At 69.6% G+C, this 26,932-nt stretch carries 24 protein-coding genes; 16 read left to right on the top strand and 8 right to left on the bottom strand.

Annotation, left to right across the window (positions count from 1 at the left end; genetic code table 11):
- The gene (locus ACTMS0_RS22190; protein WP_441157170.1) at nucleotides 1-681 is read left to right on the top strand and encodes a helix-turn-helix domain-containing protein; all 681 of its coding nucleotides are present in this window, start codon (nucleotides 1-3) and stop codon (nucleotides 679-681) included.
- Between the two features lie 3 nt (nucleotides 682-684).
- Here the strand turns inward: ACTMS0_RS22190 and ACTMS0_RS22185 are convergent, their stop codons facing one another.
- The gene (locus tag ACTMS0_RS22185; protein WP_441157169.1) at nucleotides 685-1,080 is read right to left on the bottom strand and encodes a VOC family protein; all 396 of its coding nucleotides are present in this window, start codon (nucleotides 1,078-1,080) and stop codon (nucleotides 685-687) included.
- 177 nt (nucleotides 1,081-1,257) lie between these two features.
- Between ACTMS0_RS22185 and ACTMS0_RS22180 the strand changes: the two genes are divergently transcribed.
- The 4 genes from ACTMS0_RS22180 to ACTMS0_RS22165 all read left to right on the top strand — a co-directional run bounded on the left by ACTMS0_RS22180 (nucleotide 1,258) and on the right by ACTMS0_RS22165 (nucleotide 6,446).
- Nucleotides 1,258-1,407, top strand: coding sequence for a hypothetical protein (locus ACTMS0_RS22180; RefSeq protein WP_168003842.1), 150 nt, complete (start codon nucleotides 1,258-1,260; stop codon nucleotides 1,405-1,407).
- On the top strand, nucleotides 1,407-2,825 hold the full coding sequence (locus ACTMS0_RS22175; protein WP_441157168.1) for a methyltransferase: 1,419 nt from the start codon (nucleotides 1,407-1,409) through the stop codon (nucleotides 2,823-2,825). Before ACTMS0_RS22180 ends, ACTMS0_RS22175 begins: the two co-directional genes overlap by 1 nt.
- Nucleotides 2,818-4,944, top strand: a complete 2,127-nt coding sequence (locus ACTMS0_RS22170) for a sulfatase-like hydrolase/transferase (protein WP_441157167.1) — start codon at nucleotides 2,818-2,820, stop codon at nucleotides 4,942-4,944. The genes ACTMS0_RS22175 and ACTMS0_RS22170 overlap by 8 nt, the downstream gene beginning before the upstream one ends.
- Before the next feature lie 218 nt (nucleotides 4,945-5,162).
- Nucleotides 5,163-6,446 carry a citrate synthase gene (locus ACTMS0_RS22165; RefSeq protein ID WP_441157166.1) on the top strand — a complete coding sequence of 428 codons (1,284 nt, stop codon included), beginning with the start codon at nucleotides 5,163-5,165 and terminating at the stop codon, nucleotides 6,444-6,446.
- A 179-nt stretch (nucleotides 6,447-6,625) separates the two neighbouring features.
- On the opposite strand, the gene ACTMS0_RS22160 is transcribed toward ACTMS0_RS22165, so the two are convergent.
- On the bottom strand, nucleotides 6,626-8,029 hold the full coding sequence (locus ACTMS0_RS22160) for a glycosyltransferase family 4 protein (protein ID WP_441157165.1): 1,404 nt from the start codon (nucleotides 8,027-8,029) through the stop codon (nucleotides 6,626-6,628).
- 324 nt (nucleotides 8,030-8,353) lie between these two features.
- Here ACTMS0_RS22160 and glgX point away from each other — a divergent pair, with 324 nt between their 5' ends.
- From glgX to treZ, 3 genes are read left to right on the top strand one after another with little or no spacing between them, the layout of a single operon-like run.
- Nucleotides 8,354-10,471 (top strand): glycogen debranching protein GlgX, encoded by a 2,118-nt coding sequence (gene glgX, locus ACTMS0_RS22155; RefSeq protein ID WP_441157164.1) that lies wholly within the window; start codon nucleotides 8,354-8,356, stop codon nucleotides 10,469-10,471.
- A complete protein-coding gene (treY, locus tag ACTMS0_RS22150; protein WP_441157163.1) occupies nucleotides 10,471-12,798 on the top strand; it encodes a malto-oligosyltrehalose synthase in 2,328 nt (775 codons plus the stop codon). Before glgX ends, treY begins: the two co-directional genes overlap by 1 nt.
- Entirely contained in the window at nucleotides 12,795-14,528 is a 1,734-nt protein-coding gene (treZ, locus tag ACTMS0_RS22145; protein ID WP_441157162.1) for a malto-oligosyltrehalose trehalohydrolase, read from the top strand. The genes treY and treZ overlap by 4 nt, the downstream gene beginning before the upstream one ends.
- A gap of 12 nt (nucleotides 14,529-14,540) precedes the next feature.
- On the opposite strand, the gene ACTMS0_RS22140 is transcribed toward treZ, so the two are convergent.
- Nucleotides 14,541-14,972 (bottom strand): RidA family protein, encoded by a 432-nt coding sequence (locus tag ACTMS0_RS22140; protein ID WP_441157161.1) that lies wholly within the window; start codon nucleotides 14,970-14,972, stop codon nucleotides 14,541-14,543.
- A 536-nt stretch (nucleotides 14,973-15,508) separates the two neighbouring features.
- On the opposite strand from ACTMS0_RS22140, the gene ACTMS0_RS22135 reads away from it, so the two are divergent.
- Complete coding sequence (locus ACTMS0_RS22135; RefSeq protein WP_441157160.1) at nucleotides 15,509-15,919, top strand: DUF3459 domain-containing protein; 411 nt, start codon at nucleotides 15,509-15,511, stop codon at nucleotides 15,917-15,919.
- Nucleotides 15,920-16,052: 133 nt separating this feature from the next.
- Here the strand turns inward: ACTMS0_RS22135 and ACTMS0_RS22130 are convergent, their stop codons facing one another.
- The 4 genes from ACTMS0_RS22130 to ACTMS0_RS22115 all read right to left on the bottom strand — a co-directional run bounded on the left by ACTMS0_RS22130 (nucleotide 16,053) and on the right by ACTMS0_RS22115 (nucleotide 21,366).
- Nucleotides 16,053-17,291 (bottom strand): hypothetical protein, encoded by a 1,239-nt coding sequence (locus tag ACTMS0_RS22130; protein ID WP_441157159.1) that lies wholly within the window; start codon nucleotides 17,289-17,291, stop codon nucleotides 16,053-16,055.
- A 137-nt stretch (nucleotides 17,292-17,428) separates the two neighbouring features.
- The gene (locus ACTMS0_RS22125; RefSeq protein WP_441157158.1) at nucleotides 17,429-19,075 is read right to left on the bottom strand and encodes a hypothetical protein; all 1,647 of its coding nucleotides are present in this window, start codon (nucleotides 19,073-19,075) and stop codon (nucleotides 17,429-17,431) included.
- A gap of 437 nt (nucleotides 19,076-19,512) precedes the next feature.
- Nucleotides 19,513-20,004, bottom strand: coding sequence for an NUDIX domain-containing protein (locus ACTMS0_RS22120; RefSeq protein ID WP_441157157.1), 492 nt, complete (start codon nucleotides 20,002-20,004; stop codon nucleotides 19,513-19,515).
- A gap of 39 nt (nucleotides 20,005-20,043) precedes the next feature.
- Nucleotides 20,044-21,366, bottom strand: a complete 1,323-nt coding sequence (locus tag ACTMS0_RS22115; RefSeq protein ID WP_441157156.1) for a hypothetical protein — start codon at nucleotides 21,364-21,366, stop codon at nucleotides 20,044-20,046.
- 242 nt (nucleotides 21,367-21,608) lie between these two features.
- Here ACTMS0_RS22115 and ACTMS0_RS22110 point away from each other — a divergent pair, with 242 nt between their 5' ends.
- Together ACTMS0_RS22110 and ACTMS0_RS22105 are read left to right on the top strand one after the other, a co-directional pair.
- The gene (locus tag ACTMS0_RS22110; RefSeq protein ID WP_441157155.1) at nucleotides 21,609-21,770 is read left to right on the top strand and encodes a hypothetical protein; all 162 of its coding nucleotides are present in this window, start codon (nucleotides 21,609-21,611) and stop codon (nucleotides 21,768-21,770) included.
- Nucleotides 21,760-22,905 (top strand): helix-turn-helix domain-containing protein, encoded by a 1,146-nt coding sequence (locus tag ACTMS0_RS22105; RefSeq protein ID WP_441157154.1) that lies wholly within the window; start codon nucleotides 21,760-21,762, stop codon nucleotides 22,903-22,905. Before ACTMS0_RS22110 ends, ACTMS0_RS22105 begins: the two co-directional genes overlap by 11 nt.
- A 150-nt stretch (nucleotides 22,906-23,055) precedes the next feature.
- Here ACTMS0_RS22105 and ACTMS0_RS22100 read toward each other — a convergent pair whose 3' ends face one another.
- A complete protein-coding gene (locus ACTMS0_RS22100; protein WP_441157153.1) occupies nucleotides 23,056-23,595 on the bottom strand; it encodes a GNAT family N-acetyltransferase in 540 nt (179 codons plus the stop codon).
- Between the two features lie 128 nt (nucleotides 23,596-23,723).
- Here ACTMS0_RS22100 and ACTMS0_RS22095 point away from each other — a divergent pair, with 128 nt between their 5' ends.
- The 5 genes from ACTMS0_RS22095 (at nucleotide 23,724) to ACTMS0_RS22075 (ending at nucleotide 26,897) form a co-directional block, all read left to right on the top strand.
- Complete coding sequence (locus ACTMS0_RS22095; protein WP_441157152.1) at nucleotides 23,724-24,737, top strand: RNA polymerase subunit sigma-70; 1,014 nt, start codon at nucleotides 23,724-23,726, stop codon at nucleotides 24,735-24,737.
- A 5-nt stretch (nucleotides 24,738-24,742) separates the two neighbouring features.
- Complete coding sequence (locus ACTMS0_RS22090; protein ID WP_441157151.1) at nucleotides 24,743-24,865, top strand: hypothetical protein; 123 nt, start codon at nucleotides 24,743-24,745, stop codon at nucleotides 24,863-24,865.
- Nucleotides 24,849-25,304 carry a DUF6069 family protein gene (locus ACTMS0_RS22085; RefSeq protein ID WP_441157150.1) on the top strand — a complete coding sequence of 152 codons (456 nt, stop codon included), beginning with the start codon at nucleotides 24,849-24,851 and terminating at the stop codon, nucleotides 25,302-25,304. The genes ACTMS0_RS22090 and ACTMS0_RS22085 overlap by 17 nt, the downstream gene beginning before the upstream one ends.
- A gap of 284 nt (nucleotides 25,305-25,588) precedes the next feature.
- Nucleotides 25,589-26,320: a hypothetical protein gene (locus ACTMS0_RS22080; RefSeq protein ID WP_441157149.1), complete on the top strand. Its 732-nt coding sequence runs from the start codon at nucleotides 25,589-25,591 to the stop codon at nucleotides 26,318-26,320.
- Nucleotides 26,313-26,897: a DinB family protein gene (locus tag ACTMS0_RS22075; RefSeq protein WP_441157148.1), complete on the top strand. Its 585-nt coding sequence runs from the start codon at nucleotides 26,313-26,315 to the stop codon at nucleotides 26,895-26,897. Before ACTMS0_RS22080 ends, ACTMS0_RS22075 begins: the two co-directional genes overlap by 8 nt.
- Nucleotides 26,898-26,932: the final 35 nt, after the last annotated feature.

The raw sequence follows: 26,932 nt of genomic DNA, 5'->3' as shown, positions 1-26,932 counted from the left end.
GTGTACCGGGAACGTCCCGCCGGAATCGCCGGCGCCGTGCTCTGGACCAGCACCGTGCCCGCCGGGGCGCCGCCCACCCGGGTGCTGCCCGACGGCTGCGTCGACCTGCTCTGGTCCAGCCGGGCCGGGCTGCTGGTGGCCGGTCCGGACCGTACCGCCTTCGTGAGCGCCGGCGAGGCGGGGGAGCGGTGGGTGGGGCTGCGGCTGCCGCCGGGCGCCGGGCCGGCCGTTCTCGGCGTACCCGCGGTGGACCTGCGGGACCGGCGCGTCCCCCTCGCCGCGCTCTGGGGCGACCGGGCCGCCGCGCGGCTCGCGGTCCGGGCCGCCGACTCCCCGGCCCGGGCGCTGGTCGAGGTGGCCGCCGCCCGGCTGCGCGAGACGGACGGCCCCGACCCGCTCGCCGCCCGGGTGACCGCCGCGCTGGGCGCCGGCGCCCCGGTCGGCGCGGTCGCCGCCGCGGCCGGGCTCGACCCGCGCGCCCTGCACCGCCGCTCCCGGCACCTCTTCGGGTACGGCCCGAAGACGCTCGCGCGGATCCTGCGGTTGCAGCGGGCGCTGGCCCTGGCGCGGGCGGGAACACCGCTGGCCGAGGTGGCGGCCCGGGCCGGGTACGCCGACCAGGCCCACCTGACCCGGGACACCCGCGACCTGGCCGGGGTGCCGCCGACCGCGCTGCTCTGATTCCTACGTGGGCAGGGGCGCGAACAGGTCCACCCCGTTGCCGTCCGGGTCGTGCAGCACCGCGTACCGCTGTCCCCAGAAGGCATCCCACGGCTTGAGGTGGCCGTGGTATCCGGCGTCGGTGAGCTCGGCGTACCAGCGGTCGACCTCCGCCGGGTCGGCGCAGCGGAAGGCGAGGTTGACCCGAGGGCTGCCGGTGGGCGGTGTCCAGTCCGGGTCGAACGAGCGGACCGTGTCGACCGCGTCCCAGGCGAGCCGGACGCCGCCGGGCAGGGTCACCTCCACGTGCGGCTCGGACTCCGCGCCGGGCGGGATATCGAGGCCGAGTCGGCGGTAGAAGCCCAGGGTGCGGGCCATGTCGGTGACGGCCATACCGATCAGGTCGAATTGAGGTGTCATGCCGGAACGGTAGGGCCCGTGGCGCCGTTGGGTCTTGAACGGATCGGACACGGGTGCCGGGTCTCGCCCTCGCCGGGGCGTCTTTCGCGTACTGTGACCGACAAGTCCGGCGTACCGGGTCAAAACCCTCACCGGGATGGTCCGGTGCGCCGAGGGTCGAGACGGAAGGAGCGGTCGGTGAACCATCTGGCCTACCTGGACGCGGGTTCCGGAAGCCTGATCGTGCAGGCGGTGGTCGGCGGCGTGGCCGGGGTCGCGGTCGCGGCCAAGCTCTACTGGCGGCGCCTGGTGGACCGGTTCCGCAAGCAGCCCACCGACCAGCACTGATGGCGTACCCCGACACCGGCCTGCGGGCCGAACCGGCGTCCTTCCGCGACCCGGCGAACCGGGTCTACCACCAGGGGGACGCGGTGCTGCGGGTGCTGGACGAGCGCGCCGCCACCGAGTGGCGGGCGCTCGCTGCCAGCGACTTCTTCCCCGCCCTGCTCGCCGATGGCAAGGTCTGCGGCACCGAGCCCGTGGAGACCGCACCCGTGCCGGAGGGCTGGGCGGCCGTGCTGCGCCACGAGCGCATCCCGTTCGTCTCCCACCCGTACGAGTGGTCGCACGCCATGCTGCGCGACGCGGCCCTGCTGCACCTGGAGATCCTGCGGACGGCGCTGCCGGCCGGCTTCACCACCAAGGACGGGTCGGCCTACAACCTGCAGTGGCGCGGCGCGCAGCCGGTCTTCATCGACGTCGGCTCGTTCACGCCGGTGCGCGACGGCGAGCCGTGGGCCGGCTACCGCCAGTTCTGCCAGACGCTGCTCTACCCGCTGCTGCTCGGCGCCCACCTCGGGCTCGACTTCCAGCCGTGGCTGCGGGCCCGGGTCGACGGCATCGAGCCGGACGAGATGCGCCGCCTCTTCGTCGGCGGGCGTCGGCTGCGCCCCGGTGTCTTCACCCACGTGCACCTGCACGACGCGATGCGGCGCGGCAACGCCCGGGCCAGCACGGCCGACGTCCGCACCCAGCTGCGCGCCGCCGGCTACTCGCGCGAGCTGGCCCTGGCCACCGTACGCGGACTCGAACGCCTGGTGCGCCGCCTGGACCGGCAGCCGCCCGCCAGCCACTGGATCGACTACCAGCGCACCTGCGGCTACAGCGCCGCCGACCGGGCGGCCAAGGAGAGCTTCGTCGCCGGGTCACTGGCGGCCGGGCCCCGCACCCGCCTCGCGCTCGACCTCGGAGCCAACGACGGCCGGTACGCCCGCCTCGCCGCCGACCACGCCGACTACGTCGTCGCCGTCGAGCAGGACCCGGCGGTGGTGGACGGGCTGTACCGGGCGTTGCGGGCCGAGGGGGAGCGGCGCATCCTGCCGCTGGTGATGGACCTGGCCGACCCGTCCCCGGGCGGGGGCTGGCGGGGCGTCGAGCGGGCCGCCTTCGCCGACCGGGCGCGGGCCGACGCGGTGCTCGCCCTGGCCGTGGTCCACCACCTGGCGATCGGGCGCAACGTGCCGCTGCCCGAGGTGGTGGACTGGCTGGCCGGCCACGGCACGCCCGGCGCCCGGCTCGTCGTGGAGTTCGTGCATCCCGAGGACCCGATGGCCCGCCGCCTGCTGGCCAACAAGCCGGACGGTCTCTTCCCCGACTACCGCCGGGACGAGTTCGAACGGCTGCTCGAGGCCCGCTGCCGCATCGAGGCCCGCCTCGACCTGCCCTCGGGCACCCGGACGCTCTACCGGGCGGTCGTGGGTGGCTGACCCGGCCACCCCACCGACACCGGATCCACCCGCCCCGGACCGCACCGACGCCCCGCCCCGTCGCCGGCGGACCGAGCTCGGCCGACGGGGCTTGCGGGCCGTGCTCGGCCGACGGGGCTTGCGGGCCGTGCGGCTCCGCGACGGCTGGCGCGCGGAGGGCGGCCGGCTGCTGGAGGTCGCCGCCCTGATCGGGCTCGTGGTCACCCAGCCACTGCTGGACGTCCTGGGCCGCAGCCCGGACTTCTTCCTGTTCCACCGCGCCGGCCGCGGCGAGATCCTGCTGCTGGTCGCGCTGGTCGCGCTGGTTCCCACCCTCGCGCTGGGGCTGCTCGGCGCGGTGTCCCGCCTCGCCGGACCGCTCGCCCGGAAGGTGACGCACACGATGCTCGTCGGCCTGCTGCTCGCGGCGCTGGCCGTGCAGGTCGGCCGGTCCGTCACGCCGCTCCGGGGCGTGCCACTGCTGCTGCTCGCCGTCGTGGCGGGTGCCGCCGGTGCGGTGGCCCACCGGCGCTGGCGCGGGCCCGGGCGGGTACTGCGCGTGGCGGCCGTGGGGCCGCTGCTCTTCGTCGGGCTTTTCCTGCTCGCCTCACCGACGTCGGCGGTGGTCCTCCCGCGGGGCGAGGGCGGGGCCGCCGGGGTCGCCAACGCGGGCCTCCACCCGCCGGTGGTCATGCTGATCCTCGACGAGCTGCCCCTGGTCTCCCTGCTCGGCCCGGACGGGCGGGTGGACGCCGCCCGGTTCCCGCACTTCGCGGAGCTGGCCGCCGGGTCGACCTGGTACCGCAACGCGACCGGCGTGAGCGGTTGGACGCCGTACGCGCTGCCGGCGATGCTGTCCGGCCGCTACCCGAGAACCGGGGCGGCGCCGCACTACTCGCAGCATCCGGACAACCTCTTCACCGCCTTCGGCGGCCTGTACGACATCCGCGCCGAGGAGAGCATCACCCGGCTCTGCCCACCCAGCCGGTGCGAGAGCCGCGTGACGCCGGAGCAGGGCATCGGTGTGCTGGTCCGGGAGAGCGGAGAACTGCTGGCCCGCCTCAGCGCGCCCGTCGACAGCCGGGTGGACCCGCAGGACTCCTACCGCGAGCGCACCGCCGCGGAGGCGGGCGTCGACGCGGCCGAGCCGGTGCCGACCGACCCGAAGTTCCGCTGGGACCGGCTGAACGCCAACCAGCCGGCCCGGTTCACCAGCTTCCTCGCCGGGCTGAAGCCGGCGGCCAGGCCGACGCTGCACTTCCTGCACCTGTTGATGCCGCACTCGCCGTGGGCGTATCTCCCGTCCGGGATGCGCTACGAGGCTCCCGAGGACTTCCCGAACGAGGGGGAGGGCTGGGTCGAGCTGGCCCGGCAGCGGCACCTGGCGCAGCTCGGCTACACCGACCGGCTGATCGGCGAGACGCTGCGTACCCTCCGGGCCACCGGCCTGTACGACCAGGCGCTGCTGGTGGTGACCTCCGACCACGGGGTCAGCTTCACGAACGGCGCGCAGGGGCGGGGAATGGACGCGATCCGGGCCGCCGCCGACGAGGTCGCCTGGGTGCCGCTGTTCGTGAAGTCGCCGGGGCAGCGGGCCGGCCGCGTCGACGACCGGAACTGGCAGCACGTCGACCTGCTGCCCACCGTCGCCGACGAGGCGGCGATCCGGGTGCCGTGGCCGGTCGACGGCCGATCCGCCCGGCAGGCGCCGCGGACCGACGCGGGCAAGGTCTTCTACGACCGGCCCGCGCAGCGCACCCCGATCTCCGGCGGGGTGCCGGCCGCGCCGCCGCCACCCGCTGCGCACCCGCTGATCGGCACCCCGGTCGGGAACCGGCCGACGGCGGGCTCGGCCCGTGTCGGTGACCTCGCCGCGTTCCGGGACGTGGACCCGGACACCGGCCGGCTGCCCGCGCTGGTCTGGGGCGACCTGCCCGATTCGGTGCCCGACGGCACGCCGCTGGCCGTCGCGGTCAACGGCCGGGTCGCCGCCGTCGTGCCGGTGGTGCCCCGGGACGCCGGCGGACGCCGGTTCGCGGCCCTGGTCGCCGACGACCGGCTCTTCCAGGCCGGGGCGAACCGCCTCGACCTGCTCCTCGTCGCCGCCGACGGTACGCTGACCCGCCTCGCGCTCTCCTGACCGCGCCGGACCGGCCCCGGGGCCTCCGGTTTCCTCGCCCCGAGCCCTCCCGGTCTCCTCGCACCGGGCCTGACCGACCGGGTTTCCCTGCCTGCTGGTCGGGAATCGGGTGACGCATACCTCACCGGAGAACCACCGCGGGCGGTGTCCGGGGAACCGCGAATACGGTAGAAGCGAAGGCAATTCAACGAAGATCTGCCGGCGAAGCGAGGAACCACATGACGGAAGTCAAGCTCGATCACCCCGGTGGGCAGCTCTCGATGCCGGTGCACCCCGCGGTCGAGGGCCCCTCCGGGATCCGGGTGGGCAACCTGCTCAAGGAAACCGGGCTGACGACGTACGACCCCGGTTTCGTGAACACGGCTGCCTGCACGTCCGCGATCACCTACATCGACGGCGACGCGGGGATCCTGCGTTACCGCGGTTACCCGATCGAGCAGCTGGCCGAGAAGTCCTCCTTCCTGGAGGTCTCCTACCTGCTGATCTACGGCGAGCTGCCCACCCAGCAGCAGCTCACCGAGTTCAGCGAGCGGATCCGTCGGCACTCGCTGCTGCACGAGGAGATGCGCCGCTTCTTCGACGGCTTCCCCCGGGACGCGCACCCGATGGCGGTGCTGTCGTCGGCGGTCAGCGCGATCTCGACCTTCTACCAGGACAGCCTCGACCCGTTCGACGCCCAGCACGTGGAGATGTCGACGGTCCGGCTGATGGCGAAGGTGCCGACGATCGCGTCGTACGCGTACAAGAAGTCGATCGGCCAGCCGCTGCTGTACCCGGACAACTCCCTCGGGTACGTGGAGAACTTCCTCCGGATGACCTTCGGCGTGCCGGCCGAGCCGTACGAGGTCGACCCGGTGGTGGCGAAGGTGCTGGACATGCTGTTCATCCTGCACGCCGACCACGAGCAGAACTGCTCCACGTCGACCGTCCGGCTGGTCGGTTCCAGCAACGCCAACCTCTTCGCCTCGGTCTCGGCCGGCGTGAACGCGCTCTTCGGCCCCCTGCACGGGGGTGCCAACCAGGCCGTGCTGGAGATGCTGGAGCGTGTCCACGCCGACGGCGACGACGTCCGCACCTTCGTGCGGAAGGTCAAGGACAAGCAGACCGGCGTCAAGCTGATGGGCTTCGGCCACCGGGTCTACAAGAACTACGACCCGCGCGCCGCGATCGTGAAGAAGGCCGCCCAGGACGTGCTCGGCCGCATGGCCAAGCCGGACCCGCTGCTGGACATCGCGATGGAGCTGGAGGAGATCGCGCTCGCCGACGACTTCTTCGTCTCCCGCAAGCTCTACCCGAACGTGGACTTCTACACCGGCCTGATCTACAAGGCCATGGGCTTCCCGACCAAGATGTTCACGGTGCTCTTCGCGCTGGGCCGGCTCCCCGGCTGGATCGCCCAGTGGCGCGAGATGATCAACGACCCGGAGACCAAGATCGGCCGCCCGCGGCAGGTCTACACCGGCTCCCCCGAGCGGGACTACCTCCCGTTCGAGCAGCGCTGACGGTGTAAGGAAGGGCCCCTTCTTAACGCCTGCGGTAGAGAAAGGGCCCCTTCTTAACGCGCACGACGGCAGGCCGCCGACCCGAACCAGGGTCGGCGGCCTGTCGCCGTTCTGCGGTGGACGCCCTGTTAACAAGGGGCCCCTGTACCACGCGAGGCGTTAACAGGGGGCCCTTCCTTTCACCGCAGGCCGGCGGTGGCCAGGAGGTTGCCCTCGGGGAGCGCCGGCAGGGTGTGGCCGTGGGTCATGCGGTGGGCTGCCCTTGCCGTGGTGAAGGTGGGGGCCTCGGTGATCGCCTGCGCGTACGTTGACGCGGTGCGGCTGGCGATGGCGGCCCAGCCGTACTGGTCGTGGACCATCTGCCGGGCGCGGCGGGCGAGTTGGCGGGCCTGCTCGCGGTCGGACAGCAGGGCGTGCACGGCGTCGCTCAGCCCCTCCGGGTCCTGCGGCCGGAAGGTCATCCCGGTGACGCCCGGCTCGACGATCTCGGCGAGCCCCCCGGTCGCGGACACGGCGAGGGGCGCCCCGGCGGCGGCGCCCTCCAGGGCCACCATGCCGAACGGCTCGTAGATGCTCGGCACCGCGAAGCAGTCCGACGCCGCCATCACCGCCGGCAGGTCGGTGCCGCCCAGGAACCCGGGCAGGCTGACCGCGTCGACGAGACCGAGCCGGCGCACCTCAGCCTCCAGTTCCCCGCGGTACGGTCCGTCGCCGACGATCACCGCCCGCAGCCCGGGGTGCCGTTCGCGCAGCCGGGGGAGGGCGGCGAGGAGGTGCTGTACGCCCTTCTCGTACACCAGCCGGCCGGCGAAGGTCACCAGCGGACCGTCCCCGGCGAACCGGGCCCGGGCACGGGCCACCGCGGCGGCCGGCGCCCGCCAGCGGCGCGGCTCCACGCCGTTGGGCACCACGTCCACGTGGGCGGTCGGCACCCCGAACAGCGCGGTCACCTCGTCCCGCATGTAGCCGGAGCAGGCGATGACGCGGCCGGACTCGGAGGCGAGCCAGTGTTCGACGCTGTGGATGGTGCGGTTCATCTCCTCCGGAAGCCAGCCCTGGTGGCGCCCCGCCTCGGTGGCGTGGATGGTGCTGACCAGCGGGACGTCCAGGTGCTCGCGCAGGGTCATCGCGGTGTGGGCGACGAGCCAGTCGTGGGCGTGGATGACGTCGTAGGTGCCGGTTTCGGCGGCCCGGAGCGCGGCCCGGGTGAGCGTGTGGTTGAACGCCATCGTCCAGGCCAGCAGCGAGCCGGTGGCGAGCGGAAAGGTCACCGGGTCCTCGGCGGCGCGGACGATGCGGACGCCGTCGGCGTACTCCTCGAGGGGTGCGCCGTCGGTGTGGCGGGTGACGACGGTGACGTCGTGGCCGGCGGTGGCGAGGGCGACGGAGAGGGCGTGGACGTGGCGGCCGAGGCCGCCGACGAGCACGGGCGGGTACTCCCACGACAGCATCAGGATCCGGCGGGTCTGCGGGGGAACACCCGGACCCGGCTGGGCCGGGACCTGGGGTCGGAAGGTGAGGGTGGGCCGGTGGATCCGGTCCGGGGCGGTGGCGGGCTGCCCGCCGACCCGCAGGGTCGTCACATCAATCTCCGTCCATGCACGATGGGTCGCGCCGGCGCCGGTGCCGGCAGAACAAGGGGGGTGGGGGCGACGGGCCACGCTCGCGCGCGCCCTGAATCAGGAAAGGGCATCTCGCGCGAATCCGCATCTCGAGGGCAGCGATGGTGACAGAGAACACCTGAAGGTTTACCCAGGGTCAGTAAGGTGGGTTCCTGTCATCGGCCGAACGGTTGGATTGGTGGCGAATCCTGCGGGGCAATTACGCCCGTGCGCGCCACCGACCTCGGCCATGCGGCGGGCTCGTGGTGCGGGTGAGCGCTCATGATCGTGTGCCGAAGGAGCAACATGCAGGTCTGGCCGGGCGAGCGTTACCCCCTCGGGGCCACCTATGACGGGATGGGCACCAACTTCGCGATCTTCTCCGAGGTGGCGGAGAAGGTGGAGCTCTGCCTCTTCGACGAGTGGGACACCGGGGCGGAGCGGCGGGTCGAGCTGCGCGAGGTCGACGCGTACGTGTGGCACGCGTACGTGCCCGGGGTCGAGCCGGGCCAGCGGTACGGCTACCGCGTCCACGGCGCGTACGACCCCGCCGACGGGGTGCGCTGCAACCCGCACAAGCTGCTGCTCGACCCGTACGCGAAGGCGATCGACGGCGACGTCGAGTGGAACCCGGCGGTGTACGACTACGAGCACGGCGACCCGGAGCGGATGAGCGCCGCCGACTCGGCGCCGTTCATGCCGAAGTCGGTGGTGGTGAACCCGTACTTCGACTGGGGCAACGACAAGCCGCCCCGCACCCCGTACCACCACTCGGTGATCTACGAGGCGCACGTGCGCGGCCTGACGATGCGCCACCCGGACATCCCGGAGGAGCTGCGCGGCACGTACGCGGGCATCGCCAGCCCGGCGATGATCGAGCACCTGCGGAAGCTCGGGGTGACGGCGATCGAGCTGATGCCGGTGCACCAGTTCGTGCACGACCACCGCCTGGCCGACCTGGGCCTGCGCAACTACTGGGGCTACAACACGATCGGCTTCTTCGCCCCGCACCACGGCTACTCCGCGCTGGGCCGCCTCGGGCAGCAGGTCCAGGAGTTCCGCGGCATGGTCAAGGCGCTGCACGCCGCCGGCATCGAGGTCATCCTCGACGTGGTCTACAACCACACCGCCGAGGGCAACCACCTCGGCCCGACGCTGAGCTTCAAGGGGGTCGACAACCCCAGCTACTACCGCCTGTCCGAGGAGGACCGGCGGTACTACGTCGACTACACCGGCACCGGCAACAGCCTCAACGTCCGCAGCCCGCACTCACTCCAGCTGATCATGGATTCGCTGCGGTACTGGGTGACCGAGATGCACGTCGACGGCTTCCGGTTCGACCTCGCCGCCACCCTCGCGCGGGAGTTCTACGAGGTCGACCGCCTCTCCACCTTCTTCGAGGTGGTGCAGCAGGACCCGGTGGTCAGCCAGGTGAAGCTCATCGCCGAGCCGTGGGACGTCGGGCCCGGCGGCTACCAGGTCGGCAACTTCCCGCCGGTGTGGACGGAGTGGAACGGCAAGTACCGGGACACAGTTCGCGACTTCTGGCGCGGCGAGCCGGCCACCATCGCCGAGTTCGCCTCCCGCATCTCCGGCTCGGCCGACCTCTACCAGGACGACGGGCGCCGCCCGTTCCACAGCATCAACTTCGTCACCTGCCACGACGGGTTCACCCTCAACGACCTGGTGTCGTACAACGACAAGCACAACGAGGCCAACGGCGAGGAGAACCGGGACGGCGAGAGCCACAACCGCTCGTGGAACTGCGGGGTCGAGGGCGAGACCGACGACCCGGGCATCCTGGCGCTGCGGGCGCGGCAGCGGCGCAACTTCCTCGCCACGCTCATGCTGTCGCAGGGCGTGCCGATGATCGGCCACGGCGACGAGTTGGGGCGTACCCAGCGGGGCAACAACAACGCGTACTGCCAGGACAGCGAGCTGGCCTGGATCGACTGGGAGCACGCCGACATCGACCTGCTGGAGTTCACCCGCCGGCTGGTCGAGTTCCGCCGCCGGCACCAGGTGTTCCGGCGCCGCCGGTTCTTCACCGGCCTGCCGGTGCGCTCGCGCCTGATCGACGAGCCCCTGCCCGACCTTGCCTGGTACACACCCGACGGCCGGGAGATGACCGGCGAGGACTGGGGCAACGACTTCGGCCGGTCCGTCGCCCTGTTCGTCAACGGCGAGGGCATCCGCGAGCGCGGCCAGTACGGCCAGCGCCACGTCGACAGCTCGTTCCTCCTGTGCTTCAACGCCCACGACGCGCCGCTGGACTTCACCATGCCGCCCGCCGAGTTCGGCCAGCGGTGGGAGCTGGTCATCAGCACCGCGGAGCCGGAAGCGGAGAAGACGACGACGGTCGAGGCCGGCGACGCGCTGACCGTCCCCGACCGCTCCCTGATGGTCCTGGAGAGGACGATCTGATGTCCCACACCCCCCGACCCGACCCGACCACCCACCGGGTCGGGTCGACCTACCGTGTCCAGATCCGCCCCGGCTTCGACCTCGACGCCACCGCCGGGCTCGCCGGCTACCTCGCCGACCTCGGCGTCACCCACCTCTACAGCGCGCCACTGCTCGCCGCCACTCCGGGCTCCCAGCACGGCTACGACGTCGTCGACCACCGCGCGGTCAACCCCGAGCTGGGTGGGGAGGCCGGCCGGCAGCGCCTCCTCGCCGCGCTGCGAGCCGTCGGGCTGGGCCTGGTCGTGGACATCGTGCCCAACCACGCCGGCGTGGCCCGGCCGGCGGCCAACCCCGCCTGGTGGGACGTGCTGCGCCGGGGCCGCGACTCGGCGTACGCCCGGTGGTTCGACATCGACTGGCAGCGGGGCCGGGTGCTGCTGCCGGTCCTCGCCGACGAACCGGCCGCGCTCGACGACCTGAAGATCGTGGACGGGGAGCTGCGCTACCACGAGCACCGCTTCCCGATCGCCGACGGCACCGGCGACGGCACCCCGCGCGAGGTGCACGACCGGCAGCACTACGAGCTGGTCTCCTGGCGGCGCGGCGACAGCGAACTCACGTACCGCCGGTTCTTCGCCGTCGCGGACCTGGCCGGCCTGCGGGTGGAGGACGCGGAGGTCTTCGCCGCCACCCACGATTTGATCCTGCGGTGGGCAAAGGCCGGGGAGATCGACGGCATCCGCGTCGACCACCCGGACGGGCTGCGCGACCCCACCGGCTACCTGGCCCGGCTCCGCGCCGCCGCCCCCGACGCGTGGCTGGTGGTGGAGAAGATCCTGGAGTACGGGGAGGAACTGCCGGACTGGCCGGTCGACGGCACCACCGGCTACGAGGCCCTCGCGGCGGTCTCCGGTCTCTTCGTCGACCCGGACGCCGAGGGGGACTTCACCGCCCTGGACACCCGCCTCGCCGGCGGGCACGTGTCCTGGGAGGACCTCACCCACGACACCAAGATGGAGGCCGCCACCCGGCTGCTCTCGGCCGAGCTGACCCGGCTCGCCACCCTCGTCCCCGAGCTGGACCGGCACGCCGTGCGCGCCGCGCTCGCCGAACTCGCCGCCGCGTTCGCCGTCTACCGCGGCTACCCGCCGGTGGGCGCCCGGCACCTCGCCGCCGCCCGCTCCGAGGCCGGCCGTCGCCGACCGGACCTGACCGGCGTACTGGACGCGGTCACCCGCCGGCTGCGCGACCCGGACGACGAGCTGGCGAAGCGCTTCCCGCAGCTCACCGGCGCGGTGATGGCCAAGGGCGTGGAGGACACCGCCTTCTACCGGTGGAGCCGCTTCATCGCGCTCAACGAGGTCGGCGGCAGCCCCGCCCACTTCGGCACCCCGCCGGCGGAGTTCCACCGCTTCGCCGCCGCCCGGCACGTGTGCTGGCCGGCTGCCATGACCACGATCTCCACCCACGACACCAAGCGCAGCGAGGACGTCCGGGCCCGCCTCGCGGTGCTCAGCGAAGTGCCGTACCGCTGGGCCGTGCAGGTGGGGAGCTGGATGGCCCGCGTGCCGCTACCCGACCCCGCCTTCGCGCACCTGCTGTGGCAGACCGCCGTCGGCGCCTGGCCCGTCGAGCGCGAGCGCCTTCACGCGTACGCGGAGAAGGCGGCCCGGGAGGCGTCGACCTCGACCAGTTGGGCGGACCCCGACCCGGCGTTCGAGCAGGCGATGCACGACCTGGTCGACGCCCTCTACGACGACCCCTCGTTGAACGCGGAACTCTCGACCTTCGCCGCCGGGATCACCCCGCCCGGCTGGTCCAACTCCCTCGGGCAGAAGCTCGTGCAACTCGCCATGCCCGGGGTGCCGGACACCTACCAGGGCACCGAGCTGTGGGACAACTCCCTCGTGGACCCGGACAACCGGCGGCCGGTCGACTTCCCCGTACGCCGGGAACTCCTGGCCCGGCTCGACGCCGGCTGGCTTCCCCCGGTCGACGCGTCCGGGGCGGCGAAGCTGCTCGTGGTGTCGCGGACCCTGCGGCTGCGCCGGGACCGCCCGGAGCTGTTCACCGGCTACCGGCCGGTGCCGGCGCGCGGGCTCGCCGCCCGGCACGTGGTCGCCTTCGACCGGGGCGGGGCGATCGCCGTCGCCACCCGGCTGCCGGTGCGGCTGGCCGCCGCCGGCGGCTGGCGGGGCACGAGGCTGCCGATTTCCGTTCACCGTGTTACGGACATGTTCACCGGTCGGGTCTACAGTGGGTCTGAGCTGCTTCTTCATGATCTGTTGAGCACGTATCCCGTCGCCCTCCTCGCTCCCACCTATTCCGTGGAGGCCGCTGCATGACCGAGTTCACGGTGTGGGCGCCCGAAGCCGCCCGGGTCCGGCTGCGCCTCTTCGGCGCCGCCGACCACGAGATGCGCGCCGCCTCCGGCGGCTGGTGGCGGGTGGACGTGCCCGGCGCCGGCCCCGGCACCGACTACGCGTTCCTCCTCGACGACGACGATTACGCCCTGCCCGACCCCCGGTCGCGCTGGCAGCCTTCCGGCGTCCATGGACCGAGCCGGGTCTACGACCACGCGTCGTTCCCCTGGACCGACGACTCCTGGACCGGCCGGCAGCTCCCCGGCAGCGTCCTGTACGAGCTGCACGTCGGCACCTTCACCCCCGAGGGCACCTTCGACGGGGTCATCAGCCGCCTCGACCACCTGGTCGACCTCGGCGTCGACATGATCGAGCTGCTGCCGGTCAACGCCTTCAACGGCGAGCACAACTGGGGCTACGACGGGGTCTGCTGGTACGCGCCGCACGAGCCGTACGGCGGCCCGGACGGGCTGAAACGCCTGGTCGACGCGGCCCACGCCAAGGGGCTGGGGGTGATCCTCGACGTCGTCTACAACCATTTCGGGCCCTCCGGGGCCTACGCGCCGATGTTCGCGCCGTACCTCAGCGAGCAGAGCAACCCGTGGGGCCGCACGATCAACCTCGACGGGCCGCACAGCGACGGCGTCCGCCGCTACATCATCGACAGCGTGCTGATGTGGCTGCGCGACTACCACGTCGACGGCCTGCGCCTGGACGCCGTCCACGCCATGCCCGACTCCCGAGCGACGCACCTGTTGGAGGAGATGGCCGTCGAGGTGGAGTCGCTGTCGACGCACCTGGGCCGGCCGCTGTCGCTGATCGCCGAGTCCGACCTCAACGACCCGACGCTGATCACGCCGCGCGAGGCCGGCGGGTACGGCCTGCACGCCCAGTGGAACGACGACGCCCACCACGCCCTGCACACGCTGCTGACGGGGGAGCGGCAGGGGTACTACGGCGACTTCGGCTCCCTGGAGTGCCTGACTGACGTGCTGACCGGCGGGTTCTTCCACGCCGGCACGTGGTCGAGCTTCCGTCAACGGCACCACGGGCGGCCGGTGGATCGACAGCGGGTTCCTGGGCACCGGTTCGTGGCGTACCTCCAGAACCATGACCAGATCGGGAACCGGGCTACCGGGGATCGGATCTCTTCCACGCTCTCGCCTGGGCTGCTGCGGGTGGGGGCGACGCTGCTGATGACGGCGCCGTTCACGCCGATGCTGTTCATGGGGGAGGAGTGGGCGGCTTCTACGCCGTGGCAGTTCTTCACGAGCCACCCGGAGCCGGAGTTGGCTGCTGCGGTGGCGAATGGGCGTAAGCGGGAGTTCGCGGCGCACGGGTGGGGTTCGGACGAGGTGCCAGATCCGCAGGATCCGCAGACGTTCATCCGGTCGCGGTTGGACTGGGCGGAGCTGAACAAGCCGGAACACCGGGAGATGTACGAGTTCTACCGGCGGCTGATCGCGCTGCGGAAGTCGCGTGCTGACCTGTCGGACCCGCGGCTGACGGCGGTGGACGTACGGCACGGGGACCAGTTCCTGCTGATGCGGCGAGGGGAGTGCCTGGTGGCGGCGAACCTGGCCGGCAAGCCGCAGCGGATCACTCTGCCCGGGGTGGTGCGGCGGGTGCTGCTCGCCACCGGCGACGGGGTCACGGTGATGCGCGACCGGATCGAGCTACCAGCAGAGACAGCGGCCATCGTGGCACTGTGAGCTGGGTTCACCTCACCGGGGCACCACGGCGATAACGTCGATTTCCACCAGCATGCCGGGCAGCGCCAGGGCGGGCACCGGGATCAGAGTCCATGCCGGCTTGCGGTCACCCCACACGCGACCGAACTCCTGCTTCACCACCCCGAACTTCTCCTCGTCGTGGTCGACGATGAGGAGGTTGAACTTCGCCACGTCCGACATCCTGGCGCCAGCGGCTGCGAGCACGGTCTCCGTGTTCGCCAGGGCTTGCCTGAGCTGCGTCCCGAAGTCCTCCGACAGGACGCCGTCTTCGGTCTCGCCGCCTTGCCCTGCGGGGAGGATCATCCGCCAGCCGGCCGGGAACACCGCAAGATGCGAGTACGCGTTCGGCCGAGGATCGTAGAGACCCTTGGGGTTGATGAACGTCAGTTCGTCAGTTTCTCCCGCACGAACGTTACCGGCCATGTCGAATTCGCCCCTCTGTACCTGCTGTTTGGACGTCCACTCTCAACGACCAACAATAGTTGCGAGGAGTGCTTGGATCATGACTAATCGTTATCGCGGTCCTGGTGCTCCAGCCCTACGTAGTGGGGTCGGAGGCGTGGCGCGTAGTACGAGTGTTAGCGCCGGTACGAGGCGTATCGGCGGCCTGGTTGGGGGTTGAGACGACCTCGGTCTTCGTGGTGTGAGAGCAGTCCTCGACGTGACCGACGAGAGATTTGATCGGCGAGCCGTGCCGCCTACCTCCGGTGCTGGGCCCGGCGCACCCGCCGCGACAGCTGCCAGAACCACAACCGGACCTGGCTCCAGCCCGTCGCTCGTGCGAAGGGCTCGGGTTCGTTCAGTCTCCAGCCCATGCCGGTGAGCTTAGACGCCTCCAGTGGATTTGATGCCGGTGGCGGCGCCGTTCACGCGGATGCTGTTCAATGGGGGAGGAGTGGGCCGCTTCTACGCCTTGGCAGTTCTTCACGAGTCGTCCAGAGCCCGATTTGGCTACGGCAGTGGCACTCGGGCGTAAGCGGGAGTTCGCGGCGCACGAGTGGGCTGCCGGTGAGGTGCCGGATCCGCAGGATCCGCAGACGTTCATCCGGTCGCGGTTGGACTGGGCGGAGCTGGACAAGCCGGAGCACCGGGAGATGTACGAGTTCTACCGGCGGCTGATCGCACTGCGGAAATCGCGTGCTGACCTGTCGGATCCGCGGCTGTCAGCGGTTGACGTACGGCATGGGAACCAGATCCTGCTGATGCGGCGGGGGGAGTGCCTGGTGGCGGCGAACTTGGCCGGGAAGCCGCAGCGAATCACGCTGCCCGGGGTGGTACACAAGGTCCTGCTCGCCACCGGCGACGGGGCCACGGTGATGCGCGACCGAATCGAGCTACCAGTGGAGGCAGCGGCAATCGTGGCGCTCTGAGGTCCACGGTCGGCGCGAGTACATCCGACTGGGGCGGCGGTGCTTGATGCCGCGAAGCGTGAGTGACTCTCGGTGACCGCGCTATTCGTGCACGGCTCGGGCGCGCCTAGGCCCGCCGTCCGAGCCAGCCCTGTCACCAAATTGCATCTCCTGAAAGGCGTCGCTCCATGGCTGCGACCAGCATGCGGACGACAATGGCGGTTCCGTAGGTAATGTCCGACTCTTCGACCCTTTCTGTTACCTTTCCGTGCGCGACATTATTTCGGACACCGCGAAGCCGCTTGAGTAGCAATACTTCAGATTCGCTAATCGGAACACCGTCCGAAGCCAATCGGTAGCGAAGTCTTGCTATCAGGGGCGGAGTATTAAGTAGGCCGATCATATCCTCCACTCTCCTTCTCTTTTCGTCCTTGATGTCTGGCGGCAGAGAGCGGCGGATTGCGCGAAGCTCGGCCCTCGTGAACATTGCGGGCGCCACGGTATCGCCAACGTAGTATTCAATCGCCTCCCAAAGCGCAGTAACCTGAATCACCGGGTCGTGCGAGTTTATGGCTCGTGCACACGCCAGCAGGGCTTGGCGATCAGTCTCGGAAATTCGGTCCGCCATCGGCGGCATCATCGCCTTGATATCCTTCGCCGTCATGTTCTTCCGTGCAACAGGATCCTCTAGGCGCCTAATCCAAGAACGTGCGGTGCTGAGGCCTCGAACTGCCGCTACTTCAAGCCTTTGTGGCAACATGGACAACGAGGCCCGATGCCATTCCTGGTTGCTGCCGGAGGTCAACTGTGCGCCCGAGTATCGACTACGGACAAGCAGCCAGGCGATCGCGCCATCCACAATGGATAGGGCGCGGTATTCGGCCTCGAACATCGTCCGTGCTGTAACATAGCAAACCGCCACTGCCTCCGCGTCAACGAACTCTCGCAAGAGTTCTGAGTCATCATTGAAAGCGGCGATGGTAGCCAGGCCACTATTAGCCGGAATGAAGGAAGTGCTTCCTACCCGAGTAACATCGTCCACCGTCAGGCCTACAATCGGGAACGCGACCTCAAAAACTTCGGTAGGAAGGCGTTCCAGACCTTCGATACTGATCCGTTCATCGGGGAGGCCGGCGGAGCGAACGAGTCCGTAGATGAGGTCGAGGGCGGTCGCCTCTACTGCCGCTAGTCCTCCAATTGGCCGATCGATGAATTCGGCTCCCGTCTTGCATAAGATGTGTATCTCGGCGCCGATCGGGGTTACATCAATAATTGATCCTGTAAAGACTCTGGACCGTTCATCGTTGCTGCGATCTATTGTGACTGTTCCTGCAAAATCGACGACTGCCAGAGCGGGATCTTGTGAATCGAGGATAATCTCTGCCGTTGCCATCTCATTGACCGCGGAATGAACTTTTCCGCCTCGACGTGCCCGGCTCACGTCGACTGACCCAATAGAAACACGCAGATCGCCTAGGCGGAGGTTCGAGAGGCCTAGACGATCTGGAGGAAGATTGAAGCCCGCTCCTGTCATGGCTGAACGCCCTTCGCATCGGCGCTATCCTCGGGCGCTCGCGCTGGTCGGGGAAGCTGTGAGGCTACCCGATCCCTAACCAGCCGCTGGATCTCGGATAGCCCGTGATTCGCCAGAAGTAGGTAGGTGCCGTAATGGACATCCTTGCCGTCGAGAGTCAATTGGGCGACTTGGCTTATCTTCTGAGCGAAGCTCTCCTGAGCAAGCTGACCAGGGCTAGCTGCGCTCAGTAACCCGGTAGCTCTCATTTTCTGAATTACTCTTTCCAAGTATATTACTGCCGCCTCTGGCAGTCCATTCGAAAGGCATGATTCTGCTGTAGCGAACTCTTCAACCCATGGCCGTTCCGGTGGCTCGTTTCCGCGAGAGCGAGCGTTCAGCTCTCGGTCTACCTTGATCGCAATCTTTGCGCGAGCCCTTACAAGGGAGAATGCGCCTGCCTCCCACCAAGAACGGGAGGTGCCAGAATGTGTATCAATCCTGAGAGCCGTCGGCCGTTTCAGGCCCTCCATGGCGTCCATGAGAGCTGTCATGGCGTAAAGCTGGGCCGTGAAAAGCTGCCGGGCCTCCTGCTCCGGCCCAGGTTGAACCTCGATTTCCTCGGCGAACTTGGCGTCGATTGGGAAGGTTACCTCTGACCCAATCCCGAGTAGCCTGAAACCTTCGGCATGCACTGCGGTGCTATCGCGTAAAGCATGGGTAACGGATACCCACTGGGAGAAGAGTTCCGCCGACCACGTCTCCGCTTCCTTAAGCGCAGCCGACCATTGCTCTTCTATAGAACTAGTCAGCTGCGATGCTTGGTGGAGCAAACCGTGGATGTCCGCCGGCTGCGGGCGGGTGGGGCTAGTTTCCCTCGCCTCGTCGGCGTCCTTGCCAACTACTGTTTCGCCCTCAGCCGAAGAGCCCGACGAAGGGGCCTGTGAAGTCGGGACGTCGGCTGCGGTCGAAGTGCGCGCTGAATCTTGACCTTCTTCCGACGGACGCACCATATGTTGGGCCACTTGTAGGGCGCGCATGATGACGGGAACCTCATCGACTGGAACAGTGATCAGCGTCAGATTTGTGCCGCCACCGGCAGTAGATTGTTCCCGGACAGAAACGGGCATGAGGGTCGGTGAGCCGTAAACTGCCTCTGCTCCCAAACTCATAAACCGGGAGGCGGCGGCGGTCAATGGGGCTTCGTGGGCTACTAGCAAGTGAGCGGCCAGCGGCTCCAATTCGCTCGTAAGCGTTACTAACAGCTCGTCTAGGCGCAGTGCCTGTCCCGGCCGAGTGATTCCCAGAAGAGCTAGTGCTTCCGGCCTAACGATTGGTATCAATGTCGGCGGAATGTTGGACGTTTTCGCCGCCGTTGCGAGGAGTGTGCCACTCGAAATGGCTCCAAGCTGCCGAAGTACTTGAGTGGCGGTTCCAGTGCCGAGTGTCCTGATGTAGCCCCGCACCCTTTCTAGAATGGCAGCATTTGCTTCCGTCGCTGGCGGCCCCTCAAGCGTCTTAAGCCACTCCTCGACATCCTTTGCGAGCCCGCGTAGCGCTCTGTCTATCTGGGCGAAGTCGGTCGGATTCGTGGTGCGGGCTGCGCGGAATGTCGCCACGGCTGCGTCAAAATATCCGAATAAGTCCCGGACTGCTGTGCTCACCTTGCTCCAGCCCCAACCGGACCCGAAGCTGGCAAATAGCTTGATTGAATTTCGGATCGCTTTATATTCTTCGTCCCCAACTTCACGTATATGGAGTAGTTGATGACTGATCCCAAGCTCGGGATTTCCAGGCCGCTGAACGTATAGCGCCCAGTCCGTCTGCTGTTGGGAAGAGTCGTGCGAGGGACTTGTAGACATTTTGGGATCCTTGCGCCGGTCGGTCTGGTTGCCCCGCCTACCAGGGGTTAGAGCAACCCAACTCCAGTTAGGGGCGCCGTCTGAGAAGCCGAGGGCCTACTAGTAGACCATGAGACTGCGGACCTACGCCGTCGGCAGGCCGGTGAATCTCGATCAGGATGCGCGCTAGCTGTCGCGTGCGTCGATTTAGCAGGTCAGCGTGGTGGTGGTTGCGGCTTGCCCGTACCGGTGGCCGTTGCTCATCTGCGAGTCTGTGTGCCAGCACCGCCGGCCAGGTATACCGCGGCGTGTCCGGCTCGGGCGCGCATCGCTGCGCCGACTCGCGGAGCGACATTGTGCGGAAGGCGAAGCTCCGCCTCGTGGTGCGGTAGGAAGGCGACGTCTTCCAGTTCGTGTCTGCGCAGCTTAAAGCCCTCGAGATCGTTGATGGACCCGCAGTCGAAGGTAAAGCTGATGAGGTCGCGTGGGCGCTGCCCGGCAGGAGGTGCCCAGTCCACGACCAGCAGTTGACCCACCCCTACAGCAATTCCCAACTCCTCGTGGAGTTCTCGGGCGCAGGCGTCATGGGGATATTCGCCCTCGTCCACGTAGCCGCCGGGAAAGGCCCAGTGGTCGCGGTATGTGGGTTTGACGAGCAGTACGTTGCCGGTCGGGTCGGTGATGTACGCAGCTGCGGCGGCGTAGAAGGCGGGCAGATTGGCGTACCAGGTGGTGGGCTCCGTCCAGGTCACCTCGGTGACGCTAGCCCACACACCTCTGTCTGACCTCCGCTACTTCGGCGGTGGCGTCCCGAGGGCAAGCATGAGTTCGTTGACCTGGCGCAGCGCTCGGTGGGCGCTCAGCATGGTGACCAGTTCCTGGACACGATGTCTCACGCGGGCGGAGCGAACGTCTGGGGTGCGCCGCGTCAGCTCCCGGCCCCAGCCGCAGGCGGCGTCAAGGTCCCCGGCACGCGCATGAGTCGCGGCGATGAGCGCGGTATGCAGGGCGCGGGTCCGAGCGTTCTGGTTGGCGAGAGCGAGCGCTTCAGGTGCGTGTCGCAGGGCCTGTCGGTATAGGTGCAGGTCGCTCAAGCACCTCAAAGCGGTCCCGGCGAAGTGTGCCGGGCTGAAGTAGTTGACCCATGATGGGCTGGTGTCGAGATCTGCTCGGTCGAGGGCACGCTCGGCCTTGGCGAGTGCGCTCTGGCACGCACGTCGCTCGCCGGACCGGCCGTGTGCGCTGGCGGCGGCGGTGTAGAGCCGGGCGCGTACAGCGGCGGGGGTGCGGCTTGCCCCGTCGATGGCAGCTTCGGCTAGCCGAGTGGCGTCGCGGGCGTGTCCGAGGTAGACAGCCTGCGTGGCGAGATTGGCCAGCAGGTGGGCACCGTACAAGCGGTCGCCGGCAGCCTTGGCGAGCCGCAGGGCAATAGTCAGGTGTTGTTGGGCGACAGCGTGCTCGCCTGCGTCGTAGGACATGAAGGCGAGTTGACCGGCGAGCATCGCGGCTGCCCGCATGAGGTCGCGCCCGACGGCGTCGGTGTAGGTGCCGTGCAGCATGGGGGAGACCTGACGCACGAGGAAGCTGGCCATGAGCGCCCGGATGTGCGGGGAACCGCCACCATGACGTCGATCGAGGTCGGTGAAGTGTTCGGCGAGGACGTACAGCGACTGGACGTCGCCAGCCGTGACCGGCTGCCGGCCGCTGCGACTAAGCGTCTCGTCGGGTAGGTCGTACCGCCACGCGATCGCGGCCTGTAGGGCGTTGGCGCTGTCGAACGTCACGTTGGTCTGTGGGCTGAAGTGCTTGGTCAGCATGGTCCAGAGCTGCTCTGCGGAATCGATCGCTTGAGCGGCGGATGCGGGGTAGGGGACGTGCACGTCAACGTTGCCGGCGGTGAATCCGAGCTCCACGACCGCGACCGGATGACCGACCTTGCGGCTGAATACCTCGGTCATGGTGGCTTGGACATATTCAGCGGGTCGGCGTCCGCGTAGCCACCAATAGACGCTGGCGGCGTCGTATCGCCAGGTGCCGTGCTTGCGGCCGGCGTGGTTGAGCTGGCGGGCGAACGCAGCGTGGGCGTTGCCGTACCCGGCGGCGCGCAGCAACACCTCGAACGCTGCGTTCGTAACTGGCCGCACCACGGTTTGTGCCTCCAGAATCCGCGTGACTACTAGCTGTGACGAGCTTATGGGGTGCTGCGGTGCAGTGGGGACCCACGCAAGCCCACACAACGTCGGGTGAGGCCAGCGCAACGGCACACATCGGCCGCCACCTGTTCCGTCGGCCAGCCTTCGATTTCGCTGCCATCAGGAACCCGTGGATGTTGGCGCTCCGGTTGAGGGAGGTGCGGATGAGGCAGGACGAGTTGGCGATGAGTTGGGGCGAGCAGGTTGAGGCGGCTGAGCGGGAGGCCGCCAAACGGCGGCTCCTGGAGCAGGCCGAGGCGGAGCGCGTACCGGTGGAGGAGACCACTCGGGCGGTGCCGGACCGGCGGTGGCGGCGTGACCGCTGATGAGCTGCCGATCGGTCGGCGGGTGGCGCGCTGGCGGGTACGGCGGCGGATGACCCAGCAGATGCTCGCCGACCGGCTCGGCCGGTCGAAGAGCTGGGTGGACAAGGTGGAGCGGGGTGTCCGCACGTTGGACCGGTACCCGGTGATCCAGGAGATCGCCGAGGTGCTGCGCGTCGACCCGATGGCGCTGCTCGGCCAGCACCACCCGCCGGCACCGGTCACACCCCAAGCGGTGGACGGCGTGGACGGGATCCGGGCCGCCCTCGCCCGCTATGACCACCGGCCCGGCTGCCCGAAGCCGGCCGTCGAGGTCAGGCGGCACGTCGAGCACGCCTGGTTGACCTACCAGCACGCGCACTACGCACAGCTCGTGCGGGTGCTGCCGGGGCTGCTCGACGCCGCCCAGGGCACGCAGACGCGGGAGCTGCTGGTGCCGGCGTACCGGATCACCTCGTCGCTGCTGGTGAAGCTCGGCGAGGCCGACCTCGCCTGGCTGGCCGCCGATCGGGCGATGGCCGTGGCGCGCGGCGACCCGGTCCTCTCCGCGACCGCGGCCGTGTCGATCGGGCAGGCGCTGCGCGCGTTGGGCCGGCACCGGTTGGCCCTCGCCGCGACGCTCGCCGCCGCGAGCCGCGTCGCGCCGACGCCGGGGGCCGTCCATGGGACGCTGCTGCTCCAGGCCGCCCTGGCCGCCGCCGGCTGCGGCGACGCCCACCGAGCCGACGAGCTGACCGAGCGGGCCGCCGGGATCGCCGCCCAGGTCCGGGCCGGCGACGACCCGCACCGGACCGGCTTCGGGCCGGCCGCCGTCGAGCTGGCCCGGGTGGTGGCGGCGGTCGAGCTGGGGAACGCCGGGGGAGCGGTGCACCGGCACGCGACGGTCACGCAACGGGAGGCGTGGCGGCGGCTGCCGGCCGAGCACCGGGCCGCGTACCTGGTGGACGTCGCGCGGGCGTACCTCCAGATTGGTGACCTGCGCGGCGCGGCCCGCGCGCTGGTCGAGGCCGACGCCGTCGCGCCGGCCGAGGTCCGGTGCCGACCGTTGGCGCGTACGGTGATCGCCGAGGTCGCCCGGGGCCACCCGGCACCGGCCGGCGTGGCGCGCCTGTCGACGCTGGTCGGCCTCACCCGGTGATCCGCCGCGCCCCGCTTCCGTCGATCATGGAGCTGTGGTGCCGAAGAAGTGGCGGATATCCGGTCAAGTTGGGCACTACAACTCCATGATCGGCGCGGGGGGCGAGGCGGCAGGTGCTCATCGGCGCGTCGTCGAGCAGCCCGCACCCGGCTACGGCTTCCAGTCGCGCCGGAGCAGGCCGTAGATCACAAAGTCGGCGAAGCCGTCGCCGTCGTACTCGCGCTCCCGCTGGGTGCCCTCGTGCGTGAAGCCGCACGCCTCCGCGGTCCGCCGCATGGCCGTATTGCTGGCCAGCGTCTCCAGTTCCAGGCGGCGCAGGTTGCGGTTGCGGAAGCCGTACCGGCAGAGCAGCCGGATCACCTCGGTCCCGTACCCCTGGCCGCGCGCCTCGGGGACCAGCGTGATGCCGAGGTGGGCGTACCGGTTGAACGCGTTGATCCCCCACAGGACGCCGCGACCCAGGAACGTGCCGTCGGCCACTGTCTCGGCCAGCAGCAACACCGTCGACTGGCCGTCGGGCGGCTCGGTGACCTGCTTCTCCAGCCAGGCCCGGAGCTGGCCGACGTGGCGCGGGACGAATGGCTCGCCGTCGGTGATCAGGTGCAGCTCGGGATCGCCCTTCAGGCGGAACATGTTCGGCGCGTCGTCGGGCGTGGGTGGGCGCAGCCGGACCCGTTCGGTGGCGAACACGGCACGACGCTAACAGCCGACAGGGGTGACCACCGACCGGTTAATGCGGGCCGCCATGTCGTGATGAGTTGTCGCGCCCGCACCCGTCACACCTACGACGGGACACGACGAGGCGGAAGGATGACGTGATGAGTGCGGACACGCGGCTGGAGGAGCTGGGCGTGAGCGGTCTGGGCGGGAGCGGTCTGGGCGAGGTCGACGAGCCGGCGTTCTCGGGGCTGGCGGAGCGGCACCGGCGGGAGCTGCACGTGCACTGCTACCGGATGCTCGGGTCGTTCGAGGACGCCGAGGACACCGTGCAGGAGACGTTCCTCCGTGCCTGGCGGCGGCGGGAGACCTTCGAGGGGCGGTCGACGTTCCGGGCCTGGCTGTACCGGATCGCCACCAACGCCTGCCTGGACCTGCTCGCCAAGTGCCGCCCGGAGCCCGCGACCGGCGGCGAGGTGCTGTGGCTGCAGCCCTACCCGGACCGGCTGCTCGACGAGCTGCCCGCGGGCGACGCGGACGAGCCGGAGACCGTCGCCGTCGCGCGGGAGACGATCGAGCTGGCGTACCTGGTCGCAGTCCAGCACCTCGCGCCGCGCCCGCGGGCCGTGCTGATCCTGCGGGACGTGCTCGGCTGGCCGGCGAAGGACGTCGCGGAGCTCCTCGGGGACTCCGTCAACTCCGTGAACAGCGCGCTGCAGCGGGCCCGCGCCGGCATGCGGGAGCACCTGCCCGCCGAGCGGCAGGACTGGACCGGCGGCGAGGGGGACGCCGGGACGCGCGAGCTGGTGCGCCGCTATACCGACGCCAGCGTGGCCACGGACATCGACGGGCTCGCCGCACTGCTGCGGGACGACGTCCGCTGCTCGATGCCGCCCACGCCGGGCCTGTACGTCGGCCGCGACGCGGTGGTGAACGACTGGGTCGAGAGCGGCTTCGAGGACCTGAAGCACCTGCGCGCTGTCCTCACCTCCGTGAATCGGCAGCCCGCCGTCGCCTTCTACCTCTGGCGGAAGCGGGAGGGCGCGTACCTGCCGCTGACGATCGACGTCCTGCGCGTCACCGGCGGGGCGATCACCGAGATCGTCACGTTCCACGACGACCAGTTCCCGCGGCTCGGGCTGCCGGAGCGCCTGCCGGCGGACGGCACGGAGTAGTCCCGGTGTGGACGCTCGCGCTGCGCGGTGGCGCGCGTGTCGCGGTGGTCGCGGCGGAGTGGTGCGACGCGTTCGGCGTCGTCACCCGCGGGCGGGTGCAGGAGGAACGACATGAACAGCATGAATGACACCGGGGTCGTCGCAGGCCCGGCATCCGGCCAGGCCAGCCACACCCACCGACTCCGCGGGCTCGCCGTCACCGGTTTCATCGCCACGCTCGCAGCGATGGTGGCCACCACCCTCGCCGCTGCGCTTGCCCAGGTCGTTGGCGTCGACTTCGAGGTCCCCGATGGTGGCGAGACGATCCCGTTTTCCGGGTTCGCCGTGGTGACCGGCTTCTTCTCGGTCGTGGGCATCGTCATTGCCGTCGCTCTTCTTCGGTGGAGCGCTCGCCCCGCCGAGCGATTCGTGTGGACGGCAGTGTCGCTGACCGCGATCTCGTTGGTCCCGCCCCTCCTGTCCGGGGCAAACACCGCCACCACCACCGCCCTCCTTGGGCTACACCTCGTCGCTGCGACGGTGATGATCCCCACCCTGGCGCGGAGCCTCCGCACGCGGACCGATTGACGATCCCGCAACGGGACACCGCGCGGCGCAAGGGCGTACGCGAGCGCACTAACGTGGCCCCGGGTGCTGCCACCCTCCATTCCAGGTTCCGCTCTCTCCAGGTCATCGAGTCCGCGCCAGGCGACGCAGGTGGACGCCGTTCGAACCGCCTACACCGCAGGCGTTTCAGTCAACGAACTCGCCCGTTCGTACGGCGTCCACTGTTGAACGAACTGGCGTAAGGTCCGCTGGGTTGATCAAGTGGAAGACCCAGCTGTGACGTGGCGACCTGAGGAGTTCAACGCATGGCAACAGATGCCCACGACGGACCGGTTCCGGAAGCAGCCGTGCGTGGCCAGCGGGTCCTCGACCTCCTGGACAAGGCAATCGCCATCCAGAGCCCACTGGTCCGCAAGAACATCGCCCGGGCCCGCCAGCGGAACCCAGAGGCGACACCGGCACAGGTGATCCGCAATCTGGAGCGGATGTACGTCAGCGCCTTGACCGGGACGGGTGCTGCAGTTGGAGGAGCCGCAGCCGCGCCCGGCGTCGGCACGGGCGTCGCACTGGCACTGTCGGCCGGCGAGGCTCTCTCATCTCTTGAGCTGAGCGCCCTCTTCGCGCTCTCGATCGCCGAAGTCCACGGCGTCCGCATCGACGAGATCGAGCGCCGTCGAACGATCGTGATGGGAATCATGCTCGGCGGGTCCGGCTCCGCCACCATCGCCAAGGTCGCCGAGCGTACGGGGCAACACTGGGGACGTCAGGTTGTCGCCAAGGTGCCTATCGAGACGTTGCGTCAGATCAACGGGATCTTGGGGAAACACTTCATCACGAAGTACGGGACCAAGCAGGGAATCATCGTTCTCGGTCGAGTGGCACCGTTCGGTATCGGCGCGGTGATCGGTGGTGGCGCCAACGCTGCCCTCGCCACTCTGGCTGTGCGGGCCGGTCGTCGCGCATTTGGCCCACCCCCGACGTCGTGGCCACCGCTGACGGGCAGCACATCGGCAACGTCGGAGAACTCGCATGGCTGACTTCGCGAAGACGTACCTGCACACTGAGCTGCGGGAGGTTCGCGAGGCGATCCTGTGGAAGCTCGATGGGCTCGGCGAGTACGACATCCGCCGCCCCCTGACCGCAACTGGCACGAACCTTCTCGGTCTGGTCAAGCACCTGTCGGTCTGGGAGTCCAGGTACTTCGGCGAGGTCTTCGGGCGGCCGTTCCCCGAACCCCTGGCCCGCTGGGACGACGTCGACGCACGCGGTACCGACATGTGGGCGACCGAGCACGAGACGCGCGAGGAGATCACCGACCGCTACCGTCGCGTGTGGGAGCACTCAGACGCGACGATCACCGCCCTGGCCGTCGATTCACCCGGCTACGTGCCCTGGTGGCCGCGCCCACAGGTCACGCTGTTCGCCATCCTGGTCCACATTCTCACCGAGACGAACCGCCACGCCGGACACGCCGACATCCTGCGCGAACAGCTCGACGGTTCGACAGGGACAGCAGCCAGGTACGCCAACCAGCAGCGCGACGCGGCCTTCTGGGAAGCCAGACGCACGGAGATCGAGCGGGCCGCCAAGGCAGCCGATCCAACCATTGCCTGAGGGCGTCGTAAGCCAATGTCCGGTGCCGGCCGGCG

The sequence above is a fragment of the Micromonospora sp. H33 genome (assembly GCF_052068455.1).
Lineage (GTDB): Bacteria > Actinomycetota > Actinomycetes > Mycobacteriales > Micromonosporaceae > Micromonospora.
This window is presented reverse-complemented; position numbering and strand designations above follow the sequence as displayed.